The sequence below is a fragment of the Arthrobacter sunyaminii genome, assembly GCF_018866305.1.
Taxonomy (GTDB): domain Bacteria; phylum Actinomycetota; class Actinomycetes; order Actinomycetales; family Micrococcaceae; genus Arthrobacter_B; species Arthrobacter_B sunyaminii.
This window is the reverse complement of sequence record NZ_CP076456.1, coordinates 3,816,084-3,835,162: the sequence shown is the minus strand read 5'-3', so window position 1 is coordinate 3,835,162 and position 19,079 is coordinate 3,816,084. Positions and strand designations below refer to the sequence as shown.

At 65.7% G+C, this 19,079-nt stretch carries 21 protein-coding genes; 11 read left to right on the top strand and 10 right to left on the bottom strand.

Features of this window, described 5'->3' with window-relative positions; translation table 11 throughout:
- Nucleotides 1-474 precede the first annotated feature (474 nt).
- Nucleotides 475-990: a hypothetical protein gene (locus KG104_RS17540; RefSeq protein WP_207348192.1), complete on the top strand. Its 516-nt coding sequence runs from the start codon at nt 475-477 to the stop codon at nt 988-990.
- Between the two features lie 126 nt (nt 991-1,116).
- Here KG104_RS17540 and KG104_RS17535 read toward each other — a convergent pair whose 3' ends face one another.
- Nucleotides 1,117-2,388: a multidrug effflux MFS transporter gene (locus KG104_RS17535; RefSeq protein ID WP_207348193.1), complete on the bottom strand. Its 1,272-nt coding sequence runs from the start codon at nt 2,386-2,388 to the stop codon at nt 1,117-1,119.
- A gap of 85 nt (nt 2,389-2,473) precedes the next feature.
- On the opposite strand from KG104_RS17535, the gene KG104_RS17530 reads away from it, so the two are divergent.
- Complete coding sequence (locus KG104_RS17530; RefSeq protein ID WP_237687198.1) at nt 2,474-2,950, top strand: MarR family winged helix-turn-helix transcriptional regulator; 477 nt, start codon at nt 2,474-2,476, stop codon at nt 2,948-2,950.
- Here KG104_RS17530 and KG104_RS17525 read toward each other — a convergent pair.
- The 4 genes from KG104_RS17525 to KG104_RS17510 all read right to left on the bottom strand — a co-directional run bounded on the left by KG104_RS17525 (nt 2,943) and on the right by KG104_RS17510 (nt 5,945).
- The gene (locus KG104_RS17525; RefSeq protein WP_207348194.1) at nt 2,943-3,416 is read right to left on the bottom strand and encodes a PGPGW domain-containing protein; all 474 of its coding nucleotides are present in this window, start codon (nt 3,414-3,416) and stop codon (nt 2,943-2,945) included. The genes KG104_RS17530 and KG104_RS17525 overlap by 8 nt on opposite strands.
- A 55-nt stretch (nt 3,417-3,471) precedes the next feature.
- A complete protein-coding gene (locus KG104_RS17520) occupies nt 3,472-4,119 on the bottom strand; it encodes a hypothetical protein (protein ID WP_104053408.1) in 648 nt (215 codons plus the stop codon).
- Nucleotides 4,120-4,280: 161 nt separating this feature from the next.
- Nucleotides 4,281-4,538, bottom strand: a complete 258-nt coding sequence (locus KG104_RS17515; RefSeq protein ID WP_207348195.1) for a hypothetical protein — start codon at nt 4,536-4,538, stop codon at nt 4,281-4,283.
- Nucleotides 4,539-4,694: 156 nt separating this feature from the next.
- On the bottom strand, nt 4,695-5,945 hold the full coding sequence (locus KG104_RS17510) for an MFS transporter (protein WP_207348196.1): 1,251 nt from the start codon (nt 5,943-5,945) through the stop codon (nt 4,695-4,697).
- Nucleotides 5,946-6,059: 114 nt separating this feature from the next.
- Here KG104_RS17510 and KG104_RS17505 point away from each other — a divergent pair, with 114 nt between their 5' ends.
- From KG104_RS17505 to KG104_RS17485, 5 genes are all read left to right on the top strand, one after another.
- Nucleotides 6,060-6,449, top strand: a complete 390-nt coding sequence (locus tag KG104_RS17505; RefSeq protein ID WP_104102376.1) for a ClpX C4-type zinc finger protein — start codon at nt 6,060-6,062, stop codon at nt 6,447-6,449.
- Between the two features lie 72 nt (nt 6,450-6,521).
- Nucleotides 6,522-7,403, top strand: a complete 882-nt coding sequence (locus tag KG104_RS17500) for an alpha/beta hydrolase (protein WP_207348197.1) — start codon at nt 6,522-6,524, stop codon at nt 7,401-7,403.
- A 65-nt stretch (nt 7,404-7,468) separates the two neighbouring features.
- Entirely contained in the window at nt 7,469-8,143 is a 675-nt protein-coding gene (locus tag KG104_RS17495; RefSeq protein ID WP_237688625.1) for a TetR/AcrR family transcriptional regulator, read from the top strand.
- 35 nt (nt 8,144-8,178) lie between these two features.
- Nucleotides 8,179-10,719: an MMPL family transporter gene (locus KG104_RS17490; protein ID WP_207348198.1), complete on the top strand. Its 2,541-nt coding sequence runs from the start codon at nt 8,179-8,181 to the stop codon at nt 10,717-10,719.
- A 199-nt stretch (nt 10,720-10,918) separates the two neighbouring features.
- On the top strand, nt 10,919-11,896 hold the full coding sequence (locus KG104_RS17485; RefSeq protein ID WP_207348199.1) for an aldo/keto reductase: 978 nt from the start codon (nt 10,919-10,921) through the stop codon (nt 11,894-11,896).
- A 34-nt stretch (nt 11,897-11,930) separates the two neighbouring features.
- On the opposite strand, the gene KG104_RS17480 is transcribed toward KG104_RS17485, so the two are convergent.
- Nucleotides 11,931-12,407, bottom strand: coding sequence for a hypothetical protein (locus KG104_RS17480; protein WP_207348200.1), 477 nt, complete (start codon nt 12,405-12,407; stop codon nt 11,931-11,933).
- A 141-nt stretch (nt 12,408-12,548) separates the two neighbouring features.
- On the bottom strand, nt 12,549-13,043 hold the full coding sequence (locus KG104_RS17475; RefSeq protein ID WP_207348201.1) for an NUDIX domain-containing protein: 495 nt from the start codon (nt 13,041-13,043) through the stop codon (nt 12,549-12,551).
- Between the two features lie 106 nt (nt 13,044-13,149).
- Here KG104_RS17475 and KG104_RS17470 point away from each other — a divergent pair, with 106 nt between their 5' ends.
- The 3 genes from KG104_RS17470 to KG104_RS17460 all read left to right on the top strand — a co-directional run bounded on the left by KG104_RS17470 (nt 13,150) and on the right by KG104_RS17460 (nt 15,509).
- Nucleotides 13,150-14,052, top strand: coding sequence for a Rieske (2Fe-2S) protein (locus KG104_RS17470; protein ID WP_207348202.1), 903 nt, complete (start codon nt 13,150-13,152; stop codon nt 14,050-14,052).
- Nucleotides 14,053-14,200: 148 nt separating this feature from the next.
- Nucleotides 14,201-14,965 (top strand): aminoglycoside phosphotransferase family protein, encoded by a 765-nt coding sequence (locus KG104_RS17465; protein WP_181032200.1) that lies wholly within the window; start codon nt 14,201-14,203, stop codon nt 14,963-14,965.
- A gap of 55 nt (nt 14,966-15,020) precedes the next feature.
- Complete coding sequence (locus KG104_RS17460) at nt 15,021-15,509, top strand: hypothetical protein (protein ID WP_104053397.1); 489 nt, start codon at nt 15,021-15,023, stop codon at nt 15,507-15,509.
- A gap of 43 nt (nt 15,510-15,552) precedes the next feature.
- On the opposite strand, the gene KG104_RS17455 is transcribed toward KG104_RS17460, so the two are convergent.
- The 3 genes from KG104_RS17455 to KG104_RS17445 all read right to left on the bottom strand — a co-directional run bounded on the left by KG104_RS17455 (nt 15,553) and on the right by KG104_RS17445 (nt 18,020).
- The gene (locus KG104_RS17455; protein ID WP_207348203.1) at nt 15,553-16,959 is read right to left on the bottom strand and encodes a serine hydrolase; all 1,407 of its coding nucleotides are present in this window, start codon (nt 16,957-16,959) and stop codon (nt 15,553-15,555) included.
- A gap of 267 nt (nt 16,960-17,226) precedes the next feature.
- Nucleotides 17,227-17,481, bottom strand: a complete 255-nt coding sequence (locus KG104_RS18280; protein ID WP_307859008.1) for an NUDIX domain-containing protein — start codon at nt 17,479-17,481, stop codon at nt 17,227-17,229.
- Nucleotides 17,478-18,020 carry a GNAT family N-acetyltransferase gene (locus tag KG104_RS17445; RefSeq protein ID WP_207348204.1) on the bottom strand — a complete coding sequence of 181 codons (543 nt, stop codon included), beginning with the start codon at nt 18,018-18,020 and terminating at the stop codon, nt 17,478-17,480. The genes KG104_RS18280 and KG104_RS17445 overlap by 4 nt, the downstream gene beginning before the upstream one ends.
- Nucleotides 18,021-18,138: 118 nt before the next feature.
- Here KG104_RS17445 and KG104_RS17440 point away from each other — a divergent pair, with 118 nt between their 5' ends.
- Complete coding sequence (locus KG104_RS17440; RefSeq protein ID WP_207348205.1) at nt 18,139-18,963, top strand: DUF1295 domain-containing protein; 825 nt, start codon at nt 18,139-18,141, stop codon at nt 18,961-18,963.
- Nucleotides 18,964-19,079: the final 116 nt, after the last annotated feature.

The window sequence follows — 19,079 nt, the reverse complement described above, 5'->3', positions numbered from 1 at the left end:
CGGGATCCGGCGCCTGCGCCATGAATCAGAAGATTTCACTTGCCGCGCCGGCCGGAGGGTGGAAACTAGACGGGTGCTTGGATACGGATACAAAATGTCTGCCGGCTGGATGAAGATGTGATGCCGTCAGGCTCACATCCTTCCAGCAGCCACGCCGTAACCACCAGAGACTTTTTCAAATTATCTTCAAAACCGAGAAACTAGTTGCACCTGCGGAAAAAAGGGGTACAACACCCGCAGGAGACATGCGCGGAGCGCGCTGCCTGATGCCGGCTCGACACCGTCACAGCGGAAGTCGATTTCTCGTGGCACGGGGAGCGGGTGGAGAACCGGCATGTGTCCGGTCCCTCTGGTGCGGACGGTTGCCGAGCCTTACAATCCAATACGTTGCCGACGACGACATTTTCGCCGGCAAGGCTGATACAACCGCGGCCCGCAGCTGGTCAGCCAACATTCACGGATCGGCAAAGGCACATGAAAGACCACTGGTGGGCGGCGGAAGTTGCCGGCAGGCTCAGCACCTTTTTGGAGGGTGCCTTCTCCGGAGTGCAGTTCGAGGTCCTCCCTCTCGTGGCCTACGACGTTGCCACCATCGACGTGGCTTGGACCGACGGTCCCGCGCTCCACGAGGTGGATCTGATCGCTATGGAGTACGTACTGCGCCTGCATGTGGACCTCTGCGCCGCAGCCGGCGGGCTCGGCCCGAGGATTGACCGGATTTCCAAGCGGCGAACCATGAGTCCGGGGGTTGAGGGCAGGTTGTTGAAAGTGCTGGCAGCAGACCTGAACACCGACGTGGAAGACCTCGACATGCAGCGGATGTATCCGCTGCCTCCGGTTCTGGCTCCGTCCCGGTGCTGTGCCAAAGGCTTAGTGGGTGAATTCCTGGACCGGCTCTTCGAATCGACCAGTCTCAGCGGCGTGGGGCAAATGTCCGGGGGAGGCGGCGGTTCGGACTCGCTGCCGTGCCGGTGCCTCCTGTGTGCATGACCGTCGCGGCCGGCCCGGTGGCCGGTTAAACAGATTCCCTTCCGGTTGCCTTGACGGCGTCCGGAAGGGAATCAGCGAGGTGCGGACGCGGGGCGTCCGGCAGGTTAGCCCACGTGCAGGCACTAACTAGGAGGCGGACCGGAGGGCATCCTTGACTGGCAGATCGGATTCATCACCAGCGGGGGCTGTGCTGGTTTTGCGGGTCAGTGTTACATAGGAGATGGCCGCCAGCAGGGCAAAGCTGACCATGGCGATGCCCATCGGCACGGCCGTTTCCTCTCCGCCGAGACCCACCAGGGGTGCCACTGCAGCTGCCAGCACGTACTGCAGGCAGCCCAGGAAGGCTGAGCCCGTTCCGGCATGATGGCCGGCTTCTTCGAGGGCCAGGGCTGTGGCATTGCCAAAAATGAAGCCCAGGGATCCCTGGAACACAGCGAACAGGACCAGCATCGGAACCATGGGTGTCCCGGAAAGCGCGAAAATCAGCAGTCCGGCAGCCGCCAGCACAGCCACCACCAGGCCGATGGAGATCATTGTGCGGTAGGCGACCTTGCCGGCAAGCGCAGCGGCGATGACGCTGACAATCGTGATGCACAGGGCGTTCATGGCGAAGACCAGGGCGAACCGGGTTTCCGACAGGCCCATGATGTTCTGGATGATGAACGGGGAGGCGGAAATGTAGGCAAACAGCCCGGCAAAGGCGAAGCAGAAGGTCAGCAGGTAGCCGGTGTAGTTACGGTTGCTAAGGACCACGCCGGCAACGTGCAGGGTGGTCTTGATGCCGCCGCGGTTGCGGTCTTCGGCGGCCAGAGTCTCCTTGACTCCAAACAGGCCCCAGACGGAGAGCAGCAGGATCAGGGCGGCCAGGGTCCAGAACACCGCACGCCATCCCGCGGCGGCAATGATCGCACCGCCGGCCAGAGGTGCAATGACGGGGGCGATGACGCAGATGATGGTCAGTACGCCCAGCAGCTTGGCAGCGGCGGCACCGCGGGCGGTGTCGGAGACAATGGCCCTGGCGAGGACGACGCCGGCAGCACCGCCCAGCCCCTGGAGGAACCGTGCGCCGGCCAGGATTTCCGCGTTCGGAGCAACCGCACAGACAACGCTGGCCGCGGCGCAGACAAAGGTGCCCACCAGCAGCGGCTTGCGCCGTCCGATGCCGTCCGACAGCGGACCAATAAACAGCTGCCCCAGGCCAAGGCCTACCAGGAAGGTTGTCATGGTCAGCTGGACGCCGGCTGCGGTGGTGTCCAGATCAGCTGCCATGCCCGGGAATGCGGGGAGGTATAGGTCAATGGACAGCGGGCCCAGCGCGGTCAGCAGGGCCAGGAGAAGAATGAGTTGTCCGCTCGCGCGGTGCACGGCGGAGGGAGGAGTGGTGCTGGAATCAGGCATGGTTTCTTTCGAGGGGGCGGTGGGGGAGCGCTCAACTATACATATGTGCACATATGTATGTCAAGATATAAGCTAGGATTGGCGCATGGTGGACAACACGGAGGCTGCGGCGCGACGGCGCGAATTGGCCATGCTCCTGCGGGACCTTTCCTGGACCATCCATCGGCGGGTTCCCGATGTCACGGGGATCGAGCCGCTGACCTCGACGGATCTTGCCGTGCTGAAGCATGTGCTGGAGGCGCCCGGGATGACGGTGACTGAACTGTCGCGGCACATGGCACTGAAGCAGAGCAACACCAGTGCGGCTGTCCGGACACTCGCCGACCGCGGACTGGTGACCAAAGAGAGCAGTGCAAGTGACCGGCGTATCAGCCGGTTGTTTCCGACGGACAAAGCAATGGCCCAGGATGAGGCCATTGGGGATGCATGGGCAGGGCCCATCCGAAAGGCGCTGGCGGGGTTGGATGCTGCGCAGGCCGCCGCGCTGGATGATGCCGTACAGGCGCTTCAGGCGCTGAACTCCCGGCTGCGGTCAGACCAGACCTTCCCGGGTTCTAGCTAAGATCTTTGGATTTCGCCCGCTGCGGCGATCCTGTCCCGCGGAACCGGCGGTAGCTGTACGCAATCAGTGCCAGTGCAATGAGCCCTGAAAGAATCAGGCCCGTCCCTGTGCCCCAGCCGCCGGGCAGCCACAGGCTCTGGCTGTAGGGCCACCAGTGCGGCGGCCTGGCCCACACGCCCCAGACAACGCCGGTGGCCATAACCAGGAGTGCGCCGGTGATGCTGGCGCTAATCCTCAGCCAGGTCTGCACACCCTGCTCCGCCGCCTTGAATGCCTTGGCCTTAACCGGACGCAGGAGGCGGTTGGCCCACCGGTACCGCAGCGACAGGACGGCCAGGCCGCCGACCAGGCCCAGGAGTCCGGGTCCGGGCAGTACCAGGGCAACAAGCCCGAAGGCGATCAGCAGCCAGCCTGCAACTTCGATCCCTGTCCGGCGCACCCACGGCGGAAAGCTGTCTGATTTCACCGGTCCGCCGAAAATGGGCAGTGCTGTGCTGAATGCTGTGGTGGGTGCATTGTGTTCAGTCGCCCAGCCCGGCCTTGTCGACGCGGCGGTGGAAGCGCATCCCGGCCAAGCCTCCGAGGATGGCGCCGCCCAGGGCAACAAGGGCAGCAATGACCGCGGAGATGACAGCCGCTGCCGTGTTGTCGCCGGAGAGCTGGGGGTAGGTGTTGAGCTGGGCGTTGATGTCCAGTTCGCTGCTCGCCACAGCGCCGATGAGGGCCAGCACAAGGGCGATCACGATTCCCCAAATCCACACGGCCACGCCCTGCATAACGCCGTTAAACCGGGCCATCCGCCCAGCGACGTAGCCGCCGCAGAAATAGGCCACAAACAGGATGACCATGAGGAGGATGACTCCGGCCACGCCTGCGCCCTGAGGGTTCGCTGCGGCCTCCCCGGCGGCATCAACGTTGTTGGCGAGCAGTGCCGCCCCAAAAGCGGTGGCTATCGCGCTCAGCAGCACCGTGGTTCCCGCTGCTGCTAGCCAGCCGAAGAAGGCGGAGCCGATCTTGACGCCGCCAAATTGTTCCTTCTCCCGGCCGACTACCCGTTCGCGGCTTTCGGTTCCGCCGTCACGGGCAGCCGGGTTTGCTGCCCCCTGGCCCGTGCCGGCCCGGTTTGGTTTGCGGGCAGGCTGCCCCGCCGCTCCTGCGCTGGTACTCATGGGAGGACTCCTTGCGGTTGCTGGGTATGGGCGCCTCCGAGAACCCCTCTCTCAAGAATAGAAAGAATGAGACCCAAAACACAGGGCGCTTACTAACTCATTCGAACAGCCGATCAGCAGATCCAGGCCCCGCAACCCGGAAATGCCTCATGCGCGGGGAATCAGGAGGCAGGCTTCGCCTCGGATGCGGGGCTTTCCTCATCAACTTCCAGAGCCGGCTGGTCCTCGCGTTCTTCGCGCTCTTCAGCCTCCCGGCTGGGGGACTCCTCGTTGTTGTCCTCCGCCTTTGCCTGCTTCTCCGCCTTCACTTCGTCGAGAAGCTGAGCAGTCACCTCGTCATTAAACTCGTCCCGGGTGCCGGCGAGGTTGTTCTCGGTGGCGTCGGCTCCGAAATTGATGGGCTGGTCCTGGTTGCTCATGGTGTTCTCCTGCCGATGGTTGGATCGTGAAGTCAAAGGATGAGACTTTCAGTACCCTCCACCCTTGCATATCGCGTGTCTCCGGCGCAGGTATCGGTGACGCAGCGGAAAATGTGTGCCGCCGTCTCGCCCGTCTTTACGGGCCGACGGCGGCGCTCACCGATACTCCGCCAGTTCCCGCGAGCGAATCACCGGAACAGCGGCGGCGCCGGCAAGTACGATCCACACACCCAGCAGCGGGAGGGTGCCAGCCAGCCCGGCCGCAGCTCCTCCCAGCAGGGCGGCGGCCGGCATCACCCCCAGCGTGATTGTCCGCTGCGCCGCTGCCACGGACGCCAGTTTGCCGGGCGCAACGCTCCGCGGAAGCACCTCGGCTCCTGCCACGCCTGACACTGACACGAGAAAACTCCAGCCCAGTGACTGAATCGCCAGCCAGGCCAGTTCCGGCCCGGGGAGCCAGGGGCAGAGGGCTGCTCCGGAGACGCACAGCGCCGACGCCGCCGCGGCGCCTGTCCGCAGGTTACGCAAACCCCATGCAGCCGTTAGAAACGGTGCCGCTGCGGCGCCGCCGATGGCTCCTGCGGCAGCCAATGCGCCCAACCCCGCGAATAGGGGAGGGGCTATGTCCAGGTCCCGGAGAATAAACACCGGCAACACGGTGTTGCCCAGCATCGCTCCGGCATTGGTAAGTGCCCCCGAAACTGTCAGTGCCCAAAGTGCGGGCGTGGCCCGAAGTGTGCGGAAGCCGCTGCCCAAATCCCGGCGGATTTTTGCTGTCCCTCCCTTGGCAGGAGCCGGTGCAGCGCCGAGCCTGATGCCCAGTTGCAGCATCGCAGACATGCCGTAGGAAGCTGCGGCGGCAGCCAGGGCCGCGCCCATGCCCAGGATGCCCAACAGTGCTGCGGTGCCGGCGGCGGCCGCCGTTGACGCGGTCTGGGTGGCAACAGCCAGTTGCGAGTAGGCATGTTTCAATGTGCCGGCGGGTGTCACCCGCGGAATCACGGTGCTGAGAGCGGTGGTGAAGACAACATCGGCGATCCCCACCGTGACGGCTGCCCCGAGCAGCAGCGGGCCGCTGAGCCAGCCGGTGAAAGTGGAGATGGCCAGCGTTGCCGTGACAAGGATACGCAGGCATGTGGCTGCGGTCATGACGCGCCGGCGGTCCTTCAACCGATCGATTACGGCACCCGCCGGCACGCCTAGAAGCAGAAATGCGGCCAGCCCTGCTGCGTTGAGCACACCCAGAAATTCCGAGCCCAGCCCAAGCGCGGTCACCGCGAGGATTGGCAGCAGGGTTCGGGTGAGGGCGTCCGCGAACCCCTCGACAGTGTTTGACCCGAGCAGGAACCGGAACGAAGCCTTTTGTCTGCCCGGCAGGTCGGTGCTGATTGCTTGTTGTCGTGCCATGGTTCCCCCGAAGCGTTCTGTCAGGCCACTCCTGACGTCCGATATACTGTCAGGTAATCCCTGACAGAACAAGGGGTCATTTTCAGCATCCGGCAAACGAATAGACTGACCTCTATGCCCGACACCTCCAGAGATGCATTAGTGCCGGCATCCACCGCGGCACCGTTCATGTGTTCTTTCTGTCTGCGTTCCAGAAAGGAAACGGGACTGTTGGCCGGGGCGCCTACAGCCTCCATCTGCCGTGACTGCGCCGCTCGTGCCACCGCTCTGCTCGATGCCGCCCCGGTTTCCGGGGAAACGCTTCCGGATACTCCTTGGGGCGGGCTCTCCGATGACGAACTGATGGCCCGGCTGCCGCAGGTTGCCGAGGCGCGGGAGCAGGTCGAAGCCCATCTCCGGCGCTGGGTCGAAGCCGCCCGGGTGCGCGGAATCAGCTGGGCCAGCATTGGTTCGGCCCTGGGGATGTCCCGGCAATCCGCCTGGGAGAGGTTTCGTCAGCACTAGGGGTGGGGGTTTTCTTTGTCGGTGCCCTAGGCTGAATCCACTCAGACGAGCAACGGCAAAACCGGAGTGTCCATGTCGCTTTCAATGAGGTTGGCCGGGCTGGCCCTGCGTGCGGCGCCGCGGGCCTTCCGGACACCGGAGGTGGTCCGGCGCACCGCTGCACGGCGGCGCCGGCCTTCCGTTCCGCTCACTCTTCGCCGTTTGTGCCGGGTGCGGGAGGAAGTCGTGGCCGGGTTTCCGGTGATGACGCTGACCCCCAGAAAACCGTCGGGACGGGAGCTGATTTACCTTCACGGCGGTGCTTACGTCTTCCCGCTGCGGGAGGCCCACTGGTGGATCATCACCGCCCTCATCCGCCGTACCGGAGCCACGGTTACGGTGCCGCTGTACGGGCTGGCACCGTGGCACTCGGTGGCAGAGGCCCTGCCGTTCGTCGAGGCCGTGCACCAGGCCGTTGCCCGCCGGGCAGCCGGCGCCCGCGTCTTCCTGGCGGGTGATTCAGCCGGCGGCGGACTGGCCCTGGCGCACGTGATCGACCGGCGCAACCGGAGCGAAAGCCAGCCACAGGCTGTGTTCTTGTTCGCCCCCTGGGTGGACTGCACCATGTCCAACCCGGGCATCCCCGTGCTGGAACGGCGGGATCCCATGCTGGACATCCCCGGGCTGGTGTACTGCGCCCAACTTTGGGCCCGCGGCCTTCCGCTGGACTCCTGGCAGGTCAGCCCGATTAACGACACCCTGGCAGGGCTGGCGCCGGTGTATCTGTTCCAGGGAGGACGGGATCTGCTGTTGCCGGATGCAGAACGCTTCGCGGTCAAAGCGGCCGCGGCGTCATCGCCGGTGGAGCTGCAGGTCGCCCCCGACGGATTCCATGTCTACGTTGCCGCCACCTTCACCCCCGAAGCCCGGGCTGCACTGGATGGTGTTGCCAGGGTGGTCAACGGCGTCGAATAAACGTCGCACCGAGGGTATCGGAGGCAAATTGCACTTGGTGCATCGTTGCACGTAGTGTATGAAACGTGCAGACTTCCGTGCCCGCAGAAGACCGCCGCCAGGCGCTCAAGGACCGCCACCGGCAGGCGATCATAACGGCTGCGGCGGCGCTGATGCACGAGGGTCAAACCACGGATTTCTCCGTTGACGAACTGGCGCAGCGTGCGGACGTTTCCCGCCGCACCGTGTTCAATCACTTCGCTTCCATCCGTGACATTGTGTCCGAGGTGTGCAGCGGCGTCCTCAGCTCCGCAGTGGAAAGCCTCACCGCGGTATCACCGGTGGATGCTGCCCGCCCAGGCATGTTCGCCGAGATTTCCGAAGCCTTCCGTGCCGCCGACCTTGTAGCGCCCATGGCGTATCTCACCCGCCTGCTTGGCCCGGGCGCAGTTCCGGACTCCACGCCGCGCCAGGCGCAGGCCCATCCCATCGCCCTGCGTGCGTTCACCGAACTGAATGACCGGCTGTCCGTTGCGATGCTTAGCCGGTATCCGGAAGCGGACCGGCTGGGAGTCGACCTGCTCGTTGGTTCACTGACCAGCGGGTTGGGCGTTCTTTATCATCACTGGCACTGTGCCACCGGGGCCGTGGATACCCCCGAAGCGCGCCGGGTCTGGTCGGACCTGCTTGATGCGCTCCTGGAAAAGGTGCGATCGGGCTATGTCTCCGACCCGGCCTCCCCACAAACACTCCACCCGTAGTTCCCACCCATTCCCATATAAGGACAGACCCTCAAATGGCTGAATTCCTCTACCGCCTCGGAGCCGCGGCCGCCCGCCGCGCGAAAACCGTGCTCGCGGCATGGATCGGAGTGCTGGTGCTTGCCGGAGCGGCCTTCGCCCTCTTCGGCGGCACGCTTGCCACCGGCTTCTCGATTCCCAATACCCCCACCACTCAGGTCACTGACCACCTGCAGGAGAAACTTCCGCAGGCTTCCGGCGGTTCCGGCTCCGTGGTGGTCCAGACCGAGGACGGTTCGGCGTTCACCGATGCCCAGCGTGAGGACATCTCCGCGCTGGTAGCCAAGGCCGGTGACGTGGACGGCGTGGAAACCGTCGTCGACCCGTTCGCCACCGAGGCGGAGCGTGCCGCGCAGGCTAAGCAGCTTCAGGACGGGCTGGCCCAGATCGAGGCCGGCCGAGCCCAGATCGACGCCGGCCGGGCCCAGTTGGAGGCCGGACAAACCCAGCTCGACGCCGCGCGGGAGCAGGCCGAAGCGGCCGGTGCCCCGGCGCCGATGATTGCCGAGCTGGATGCTCAGCAGGAGGTCCTGGACGCCAACCGTGCCGAGCTTGACGCGCAGAGCGCCGAGCTGGAAGCCGGCGCCGTGCAGGCCGAACAGGGCGCCGCTCTGTTGGAGATGGCCACTGAAATCCGTACCGTGTCCGAGGACGGAAGCGCGGCAGTGGTCAACGTGGTCTTCAGCGAAACGCAGATGGAGGTCGAACAGGACACCAAGGACGCCCTGGTCGCAGCCTTTGAGGATGAGCCGATCGACGGCGTCAAGGTGGACTTCTCCTCCGAGGTTTCCGCCGGCGTCCCCAGCATCCTGGGTGTCGGCGAGGTGGTAGGCCTCGCGGTTGCCGCCGTCGTGCTGGTGGTAATGCTGGGCACCTTCATCGGTGCCGGCCTGCCGCTGGTGACCGCACTGATCGGTGTGGGCATCGGCGCCGCCGGCGCGCTGGCCTTCTCCGGCGTCGTCGAAATGGCGTCCGTCACCCCCATCCTGGGCGTCATGCTCGGTCTGGCCGTGGGCATCGACTACGCCCTGTTCATCGTCAACCGGCACCGCCGCCAGCTGAAGGCCGGCTACGGCCTGGAGGAATCCATCGCCCTGGCCAACGGCACCTCCGGCAACGCAGTGGTGTTTGCCGGCGCTACGGTCTTCATCGCCCTGCTGGCGCTGAATATCACCGGCATCCCCTTCCTGGGCCTGATGGGAACGGTGGGTGCGGCCTGCGTGGCCATTGCGGTCATGATCGCCACGACACTGACTCCGGCGCTGCTCAAGCTGGCCGGCATGAAGATCCTCAGCCGCAAGGAGCGCGCGGCACTGGACAAGGACCAGGAGGCCTCCGCCTCCGCCGGCAAGCCGGAATCCATCCCGGTGAAGCAGATGTCCACCATGCGCGCCGTGCTCACCGTGGTGGTGTCCATCGCGGGGCTGCTCGTTATTGCCATCCCGGCGATGGACCTGCGCACCAACCTGCCCGACGGATCCTCCGAGGCCCACGACTCCACCCAGTACCAGGCGTATGAAGCCGTCTCGCAGAAGTTCGGCGAGGGCCAGAACGGCTCGCTGCTGGTGGTCGCGGACCTGCCCGGCAACCCCAGCGAGGAAGAAGCATTGGTGGCACAGGGCGAGATCGCCCGTACGCTGTTCGACCAGCAGGACGTGGCGGCCGTGGCTCCCATCGGCTCCTCCGAGGACCGCACCGTCACCGCCTTCCAGGTCATCCCGGCTGAAGGTCCCACCAGCGAGTCCACCCAGGAACTGGTGCACACGCTGCGTGACCTGTCCCCAATCGACACCGAGAACGGTGAGGTGGAGCTGGGCGTGGCCGGCACCGCCAGCGGCAACATCGACATTTCCGAGAAGCTCTCCGAAGCGCTGCCCATCTACCTGGGCGTAGTGGTGGGCCTGTCCCTGCTGATCCTGATCCTGGTCTTCCGGTCCATTTTTGTTCCGGTGATCGCGACGCTGGGCTTCATCCTGTCCTACTTCGCAGCCATCGGCGGCGTGGTGGCCATCTACCAGTGGGGCTGGCTGGCCGGCATCTTCGGCGTGGAGACCCCCGGCCCGGTACTGAACTTCCTGCCGACCATCCTGGTGGGCATCCTGTTCGGCCTGGCCATGGACTACATGCTCTTCCTGGGCTCGGGCATGCGCGAAGCCTTCGTGCACGGCTCGCCGGCGCGCGTGGCCGTGATGCAGGGCTTCCGCAACGGACGCTCCGTGGTCACCGCGGCCGCGATCATCATGGTGTCGGTGTTCGGCGGCTTCATCTTCTCGCACAGCACCATGATCCGGCCCATCGGCTTCGCGCTGGCCTTCGGTGTCCTTGTGGACGCCTTTGTGGTGCGGATGCTGCTGATCCCGGCCCTGATGCACCTGGCCGGAGACAAGGCCTGGTGGCTGCCGAAGTGGCTGGACAAGATCCTGCCGGATGTTGACGTCGAGGGCGCGTCCCTGGAACGACGCCACCCGCATGAGACGGGGGAAGCAGGGGAAGATACTCCTTCCGCGAAGGCCGACGGCGTGACTGCCCGCAGCTGATCTGCCTCACCCGCTGCAGTGCCAAGGTGCCGCTCTTCTCCGGTCGGAGGAGGGCGGCACCTTCGCTTAACCTCCCCGGCGCGTGCCCGCCCGGGTGGCCGCGGACCCTTCCCGCGGACCGGTTCGCCCTCCTAGCCTTGAAGTGGCCCGTGTTCCGCGGCCCAAACGGCCTCAGGCCAAACCACCAGAGGAGCCTGCTATGCGCACCACCACGCTGGGAATCAACGGACCGGAGGTCGGTGTCATCGGCCTGGGCTGCATGGGCATGACCTACGCCTACGACATGAACGCCGAACGGGACGAGGAAACGTCCATCTCGGTAATCCGCGGCGCCATTAAACTTGGTGCCACCCTGATTGACACGGCGGATGTGTACGGGCCGTACACCAATGAGGAGCTGGTGGGCCGGGCGCTAGGCGACGGTTACCGGGACCGGGCCGTGCTTTCCACAAAAGTTGGTTTGGAAGTCAGCAACGCCGCTCCCGCCGCCGGCACCATGCCCGGGCTGGTGAAAAACGGCAGTCCCGAGCACATCCGCATGTCCATTGATGCCAGTCTGCGCCGGCTGGGCACCGACCACGTTGACCTGTACATCCTGCACCGGGTAGATCCGGAGGTGCCGCTGGAGGATTCCTGGGCCGCCATGGCACAGACGGTCACGGACGGCAAGGCCCGCGCGATCGGGATCTCGGAAGCGAGCGTGGAGGAAATTGAACTGGCACAGGCGGTGCATCCGGTGACCGCGGTGCAATCCGAGCTCTCGCTCTGGACGCGGGACCGGCTGTCCGACGTCGTGCCCTACTGCGAGGAGCACGGCCTCGCGTTCCTGCCGTTCTCGCCGCTGGGCCGCGGCTTCCTCACCGGGCGGTTCACCTCCTTTGACCAGCTGCCCGCCGATGACATGCGCCGCAGGCTTCCCCGCTTCCAGCAGGACAACCTCAAGGCGAACCTGGCCATTGTGCAGCGGGTGCACGACGTCGCCGAACGGGTCGGTGCGACGCCGGCCCAGGTGGCGCTGGCCTGGGTGGTGGCCCAGGGACAGCGGATCATTCCCATTCCGGGCACCAAGACCCCCAAGTATCTGCGGGACAACGTGGCCGCCGGGGATTTGATGCTCAGCGGCGAGGACCTGATGATGCTGGACAGCGCGCCGGCGGCATCGGGCGGCCGCTACTAGCTACTCCGCCGCCTGAACTACTCCGCTGCCTGAACTACTCCGCCGCCTGATTGGCCGAAAGCCGCGGAGCCAGGGCGGCGAGCAGCTCATCGGGGCGGCTGCAGGACACGAGCAGGTTCCCGGTCCGGCATTCGATCCGGACCGAAGGTCCGCCGACGAGGTACCCGGTGCCCTCCGGCAGGATCCGCAGGCCCATTCCGTGCCGCATGCCGGTCACGGGGCCCCGGGAGACGGCCGTCATCTCCCGGTAGGGAACCTCGGTCGAGACGATTCCGGCCACACGGATCCGCAGGCCCTCTTCACCGACGTGGAGGCGAACGGTGATCATAATGACGGCGAGAAAGAGGCCGGCCACCAGCACGCCGGTGATGACGGCGGCCCGTCCGCCCTCGGCGACGGCCAGCACGCAGCCGGCCGCGCCCGCAAGCCCCAGGAGTCCCAGGACCAGCCGGTAGCGCAGCGGTATCGCCGTGCGGAACGTTCTTGGTTGAGTTTCTTCCCCCGAAGTCATGGGGCCAGTCTGCCGGATTAGTGCCCGGTTTGTCCTTTCGCTGCCGTGTTGGGATTTCACTGCCGGTGCGTACCGGCAGCGAAATCCCAAAACGGCGGCGGCTGCTCAATGCGGCGGTGAATTGACATGCCCTTCCCGCGCTTACCGAGCCTGAAAGATCCCCGTCTGCAGGTATTGCCCGTAGAGCTGGAGAACTTCGCGGGTGGGGGGATGGAGCGGGTCAGGAACCCCGCTCAGCGGAAAGAAGCCAATTTCGGAAACCTCGGACTTTTCCGGGGTCACTGATCCTTCCCAGCCGGTCAGGCAGAAGCAGAGCGCGAAGGCGTGCACCCGGTCTCCATTGGGATACTCCAGCTGATGCAGGTTCGGATCGGAAAGACTGGCAAAAGCCACCAGGTTGGCGGGATCGGTGCGGATGCCGGTCTCTTCAAAGAGCTCGGCCACGGCAGCTCCGGCAAAGCTCTGGCCCGGTTCGCAGGCACCGGCAGGAAGTTCCCACACACCGTTGTCCACACGCCGCTGAAGCAGAGCTGTGCCGTCGGTGCGCAGCACCAGGACCTGCGCGCCCGGCAGCAGAAGCTGGCGTTTTCCGACTTTCTGCCGCAGTTCCCATACATAGGATCCGATGTGCCCCATTCCTGCTCCTGTCCTGCCGAGAATGAAATCCAGCTTACGGGTGGTGCCCGGCCGGTGCGGTGGCTAGCCTGATGACCATTCCGCCAGCACGTCTGAGGAGAAAATCATGCCGCGTCTGCCTTTGGTCAGTACCGTTGACAAGCTGGAAGGCGCAGCCTGGCTGGATCCCGCCGCCGGCACAGTGTCCCGCATCGTGAAGAGGGTGCTGCCGCAAGGGACCGTCACCGATGCGCTTCACGGCGTTCCGCTGGGGCACCCGGTGCATCCGCTGATGGTGACCGTGCCGCTGGGGGCCTGGGTTTCGGCGGCCGTCCTGGATGTGCTGCCGGGCAACGAACGGGCCGCCAAAACCCTGGTGGCCCTGGGCGTGCTGTCGGCGATGCCCACCGCGCTGACCGGCGTCACTGACTTCTCGCAGCTCGACACGCAGCAGCAACGGACGGGCGTGGTCCACGAGGCCAGCACCGCCGTTGCCACCGTGCTGTACGCAGCATCGTGGCTGGCGAGGAACCGGGGCAACCACGGCAGCGGAAAGCTGCTCGGGTTCGCCGGACTGGCGGTCGCAGGCATCGGAGGCTTCCTGGGCGGACACCTTTCCTACCGGCAGGGAGCGGGCGTGAACCGGAACGAAGACCTTCCTGAGGAGGTTCCGTCCGGATGGCATTCGCTGGGCCCGGTGGAGGGATTCCCTGACGGGCGGCCGCGCCCGGCACAACTGGGCGGCGTTCCGCTGATGGTGCTGCGCCGCGAGGGTACGGACGGCGAAGACGGAACCGGCACCATCTCGGTGCTTGCCGATACCTGCTCCCATTTGGGCGGACCGCTGCATGAGGGACACCTGCAGGAAACCCGCGGCCAGTTGTGCGTGGTGTGTCCCTGGCACGGCAGTGTCTTCTCTGTGGAGAGCGGGGAAGTGGTGCACGGTCCGGCTACTGCGCCGCAGCCGGTGTTCCGGACCCGGGTCCGGGAGGGCCGCCTTGAAGTGAGCCTGACCGGCGCTGAAGATTAGCTCCGGGGTTCCGGGTCCCGTGCACAGCGCTGATGCCAGCCTGCCCGGAAGGGACAGCCGCCCGTCCGACCCCTGGACAGCGCTCCGCTCCATTTGGCCGGATCTTCCCTGGGACGCGGCGCAGTTTCGGCGCGGAGCCTTTCATCACGTGGCGGTGCTCGGAGAAGCCGCAGTTGTCCGCGTTGTCTACGGGCCACGCCATGTGCAGAGCACAGAGGGTGAAGCGGGCAACCTGGCCGCATTTACCCATACGGGGCTGCCGTTTCTCATCCCGGCCGTGCTGCGGACACCGTTTCACGGCTCCGGCTGGTCCGCACAGCTCAACAGCTATGTTCCCGGCGACCACCGGCCGCTTGAAGCATGGACCGCGGTGCGCGAGCCCCTTGCGCGGATCTTGGCGGCGCTGGCCGACGTCATTCCGCGGTCCGGAGGCAGCCTCCGCCCGGTCCGGGAATGGTGCGGTGCGGGGGAGTGGCCCGCCATAGTTGCCGGCATCACCGTGGCCCTGCCGGGCCGTGAAGCCAAAGCAGCCGGCCGCGTGGTGGCGGACGTCCTGGCAGCCGAGGAAATGGTGATTCCCGCCGTCGTGCACGGCGACCTGGGCCTGCACAACGTGCTGTGGAACGGCCCCGGGGTTTCAGGGTTGGTGGACTTTGACAACGCCTGCCTCGGGGATCCCGCGATGGACCTGGCGCCGTTGATCGGCGCCTTTGGCGCTGCTGCGGTTACTGACATTGCTGATCCGGACCTGGTGTCCCGGGCGCAGCTGCACCGCGCGTCCCTGTCGCTTCAGGTGGCGGCGGCTGCTGAGCTTGCCGGAGACGGGGAACTGCGCGACTTTGCCCTGGGCAATTTCAGCGACCGCTTCTCCAACGGCACACTTTACGACCCCGGCCCGCGACGCACGGTGTAGGCAATGCACCGTGTAGGTTCAGGGGAAACGGGACTGTGACGGGACGGGGGGGAACATGATGGGCGAAAGGAACCTGTCCACGCAAAGAACCCGGATTGTGCTGGGCAACCTTGCCTTGATCAAGGGGTGGTTCGTTGCCACCGCGCTGTGGCTGGGGCTGGTAACGGTCGTGTACATCGTGGCGGCCATCCTCGCGGGGCGGGACGAGCCTGCGTGGGACATGGAAGCCTTCATGTTTTGGCTGGCGCTGATGACGTGGGGAGCCGGCGGAGCCCTGTTGCTGGGCGGTCCCCTGGCCGTGGTCCTAGGTCTTCTGCTGCGCCCGGTGCGCGGGCAGTGGATCCACGTGGTCGTGTTCTTCGCGGTGCCGGCGGCCATGCTGTGGGCCTGGACCGGGTTCAGCACCGACCTGCCGGTCATGGGATGGATCCTCAGCATTGGTGCGGCGGCAGCGCTGGGCCGATTCTCCGTCCGCGGCGACGTTGAAGTGGTGTCCGCCGGCCGCAGGGAGCGCCTGGAGGAGAATGACAGTGGCCACGGGTAAGGGGATCCGGACCGTGGCTTATGAACCGAAGCACCGCTCGGGATCAGTCCCTGCCCTCCGCCGCCAGCAGGGCAATGGCGTCCTGCGCCGGTCCGAAGAACGTCATGGGATCAGCTACCTCTGCCGGAGATGAGGAAGCACCCTGCTGCACCACGACAAAGCGCTCGCCGTCGCTGCGTTCCAGGTACCAGGAACCGGCCATCACGCCCGGTGCGCTGCCGCCCTTGAACCCGATGTAGGTCCAGTCGCCGCCGATTTCCAGGTTGAGTCCGTTGTTGGCGCCGAGGATGTCCCGCAGCGGTGCACCAGCGTCGGTGGCGGCCCGGTCCTGCAGGGCCAGATGCGCCCGCATCAGATCCTCCGCGGTGGCAAACCAGTCCAGGTCCTGCTGCCATACCGGGGTGGTGACCGCCGCGTCCGGAATGTCCAGCACGCCGCCCGGCAGGGTCTGCAGCAGCTCCCGGCGGCCGTCGTCGTCGGCCTCCGCCCACTGCCCGCGCACGGAATCCTCCACGCCCCAGCCCAGCTGGAACAGTTCCCGTGTGTTCAGGAACGGGGTGTTGCGGTCCGGATCTGAGTGCCCGGCGTCGCTGAGCGCCTGCTCGACGGCGGGGCGGCCGACGGCGTCCATCAGCAGGTCGGTGGCGGTGTTGTCACTGATGGAGATCATCTTCTGCGCCGCGTCCCGGACGGTGACGGCGGTCCCGGCCGGTGCGTCCTGCAGGTCTCCGGAGGGCAGGCTGCGCAGGTCATCGGTGACGGTGAGCTTGGCATCCCAGGACAGCGTGCCGGCAGCCACCGCATCGCTGACCGCCACCAGCACGTAGAGCTTGAAGATGGAGCCGACGGGCTTGGCGGTGTCGGCATCGATATCCAGGATTGAGGTGCCGTCCGCAGCGCCGTCCGCAGAGCCGTCCGCTATGCGGTAAACCGCCATGGCGGAGCCGTCCGGCAGGGCTGCCATGTTGGTTTCCACTTCTTCCCAGCTGGCAGCGGGCGTGCGGGCCGGGGTGCCGGGACCGAAGAAAATGCCGTTGATCAGTCCTGCCTCATCGACCGAAAGCTGCAGTTCCATGAGGTCACCGGGGGTGCTTTCCATCGTGAAGACGCCCTGGGCGTCCGTCGCGTTGACAGTGATGGGCGTCCAGGGGCCCTGGGAGCGCACCTGTTCCAGCACCTCCGCCAGTTGCTCTGCAGACAATTCGGAGAGGATCACGTCCGCGAACTTGTCCGCAAAGCCATCAGTTGCGACCGCCGTATCACTGTTGATCAGTGTCAGGACCCACTGTGCCTGGAGACCCGCAGGCGTATCGGGAAGCCCCACCGCAGGCTGCGGAGCTGCTTCGGTGGCGTTTTTGGTTTCGGTGGGTTGGGATTCCGGTTCTGCCTGCGCCCCGGTACTGGAACAGGCAGTCGCCGAGAGTGCCAGGGCGGCGGCCAATCCGGCCACGAGTCCGCGCCTGCGAAACCGCCCGGTGGTTGTCCTGCGGGGGAAACGGAAGAGTCCTGTCTGCATGCTGCCCTTTCACTGCTGTACGTGCGGAACGTGTAAGCAGTGGGACAGTGCTCCGTGCAGTTCCCCAGCCGCCGGTCTGGACAGGCTAGCAGGTCAGCGCTGCATCACCCGTCCCGGTGTCCTGCGAGAACCCGAGGGTGAGCAGCGGCGTCACCGCATCCTGTGACAGGGCTTCAAAGACCATCCGCTCGTGCGGAACCATCAAAGTGGGAAGTGCTGCGAGGGGAAACCAGTGCAGAGTTCCTCCCGCGTCTCGCGCACAGCGCAGCCGACGGCGGACTCACCCGCCTCCACATGCCCGGCTGCCGCCGTCGCCCAGAAACCGTCCAGATATCCGGTGGTGCCGCGCCGCTGCAGCAGCACTGAAGGTCCATTGCGGAAGATGACGTAGGAGACCGCGATCAGGCCCGGTCTGTCGGTCGGCGAGGCTTCGTGCCTACGCCCTTCTCCGCTCACGGCAGCCTCAACTCGAGCAGCTGAAGCGCCGGAACCGGATCGGTCGCCAGCCGGGCGTGGATCTCCACATCAAACCGTTCCCCGTCATAGTGCAGCTTGTCCCGCTGAATTCCCTCGGCGGCAAACCCAGCGGACCGGGCGACTCGACAGGACGCAGGGTTGTTGGTGCGGTGTCCGAGCTCCAACCGGTGAAGCTGCAGTTCTTCCGCTGCCCAGTGGGCAAGGGTTGCCGTTGCGCGTGCCGCCAATCCCCGTCCCCGGGCCGGTGCCGCCAACCAGTAATAGGTCCATGCCGTGCCGTGACGAGGATCGATACGGCTGAGGCCCACATTGCCCACCGCCGTACCATCGGCCACGATAGCCAGATTGCAGGCCGTCTGTGAATCCCAGCCCAAATCCTCCCCGACGACCCGTTCCGCGCCGGCGGGTGTTTCCGCGTCCGGGTCCAGCCGCCGGTCCAAGTCGGAGCTTGCGCGGTAGGCGGCTGCCAGCGCGCCGCCGTCGGATTGCCGCCAGGGCCGCAGCAAAAGTGAGGTCATGCGCCGAGGCTACCAGCCGCCGTCGTTAGGGGTCCGTGCGGAACGGACCGTCTGCCGTCGCCTCGTGAACGGGCATCCACCGTTCCCCCGCTACTGCTCCCGCGCGTATTCTCCAAAGATGAATCCGGTCATGGTGTGTCTGTGGATTTTTGCCGCCGTCTGTGCGGGCACCTGGCTGCTCTCGCTCATCACGCGGGAGTATTCCTGGACTGACCGCATCTGGTCCCTGGTTCCCCTCGCCTATGTGTGGGTCTTTGCGGTGGCCTCCGGCTTTGAGGGCCGCCTGGTCCTGATGGCAGTGCTGGTCACTCTGTGGGGCGCCCGGCTGACGTTCAACTTTGCTCGCAAGGGCGGCTACGCTCCCGGCGGGGAAGACTACCGGTGGGCGATCCTGCGTCAGCGCATGAAGCCGTGGCAGTTTGCCGTCTTCAACCTCGCGTTCATCAGCATTTACCAGAACATCATCATCTTCCTGATGACTCTGCCGGCCCTGACCGTGTACCAGAACCCTGCCCCGCTCAATGCCGGAGACTGGATCCTCGCAGTGCTGTTCGCGGGCGCCCTGGCCGGAGAAACTGCTGCTGACCAGCAGCAGTGGAACTTCCAACAGTGGAAGGGTCAGGAGCGAAAGTCCGGGCGCACCCCGACGCCAGGCTTTTTGCAGTCCGGGCTCTTTCGGTACTCCCGCCACCCCAATTTCTTTTTTGAGCAGGCGCAGTGGTGGCTGTTCTACGGCTTTGCGGTGGCAGCCACAGGGGCGTGGCTGCACTGGACCATCCTGGGGGCGTTGCTGCTCACCCTGCTCTTTATGGGATCCACCGTGTTCACGGAGAGCATCTCGCGGTCCCGTTACCCGGATTATGTGCAGTACCAGTACCGAACGTCCGCCATCATTCCGCTGCCGCCGCGGCAAGGGCTGCGGCCTGCGGCGGAGGCCGGCTAGAGGCCGGCAGCGGCCTTTCGGGCGAGGTGCGCGCGACACGCCGCGTTGTTCCCTGTGCCACAAACGGGTTCAATTGGGACTAGAATCTTTTCGACAGGTGTTGAATAGCAAAGAAC

Bases quoted from the DNA above. Each gene is read 5' to 3' on its own strand.
- KG104_RS17470 (WP_207348202.1), top strand. From the start codon at position 13,150: ATGCCGCGTCTGCCTTTGGTCAGTACCGTTGACAAGCTGGAAGGCGCA.
- KG104_RS17480 (WP_207348200.1), bottom strand. From the start codon at position 12,407: ATGACTTCGGGGGAAGAAACTCAACCAAGAACGTTCCGCACGGCGATA.
- KG104_RS17530 (WP_237687198.1), top strand. From the start codon at position 2,474: ATGGTGGACAACACGGAGGCTGCGGCGCGACGGCGCGAATTGGCCATG.
- KG104_RS17535 (WP_207348193.1), bottom strand. From the start codon at position 2,388: ATGCCTGATTCCAGCACCACTCCTCCCTCCGCCGTGCACCGCGCGAGC.
- KG104_RS17440 (WP_207348205.1), top strand. From the start codon at position 18,139: ATGAATCCGGTCATGGTGTGTCTGTGGATTTTTGCCGCCGTCTGTGCG.
- KG104_RS17445 (WP_207348204.1), bottom strand. From the start codon at position 18,020: ATGACCTCACTTTTGCTGCGGCCCTGGCGGCAATCCGACGGCGGCGCG.
- KG104_RS17505 (WP_104102376.1), top strand. From the start codon at position 6,060: ATGCCCGACACCTCCAGAGATGCATTAGTGCCGGCATCCACCGCGGCA.
- KG104_RS17510 (WP_207348196.1), bottom strand. From the start codon at position 5,945: ATGGCACGACAACAAGCAATCAGCACCGACCTGCCGGGCAGACAAAAG.
- KG104_RS17485 (WP_207348199.1), top strand. From the start codon at position 10,919: ATGCGCACCACCACGCTGGGAATCAACGGACCGGAGGTCGGTGTCATC.
- KG104_RS17460 (WP_104053397.1), top strand. From the start codon at position 15,021: ATGATGGGCGAAAGGAACCTGTCCACGCAAAGAACCCGGATTGTGCTG.
- KG104_RS17515 (WP_207348195.1), bottom strand. From the start codon at position 4,538: ATGAGCAACCAGGACCAGCCCATCAATTTCGGAGCCGACGCCACCGAG.
- KG104_RS17500 (WP_207348197.1), top strand. From the start codon at position 6,522: ATGTCGCTTTCAATGAGGTTGGCCGGGCTGGCCCTGCGTGCGGCGCCG.
- KG104_RS17475 (WP_207348201.1), bottom strand. From the start codon at position 13,043: ATGGGGCACATCGGATCCTATGTATGGGAACTGCGGCAGAAAGTCGGA.
- KG104_RS17490 (WP_207348198.1), top strand. From the start codon at position 8,179: ATGGCTGAATTCCTCTACCGCCTCGGAGCCGCGGCCGCCCGCCGCGCG.
- KG104_RS17540 (WP_207348192.1), top strand. From the start codon at position 475: ATGAAAGACCACTGGTGGGCGGCGGAAGTTGCCGGCAGGCTCAGCACC.
- KG104_RS17520 (WP_104053408.1), bottom strand. From the start codon at position 4,119: ATGAGTACCAGCGCAGGAGCGGCGGGGCAGCCTGCCCGCAAACCAAAC.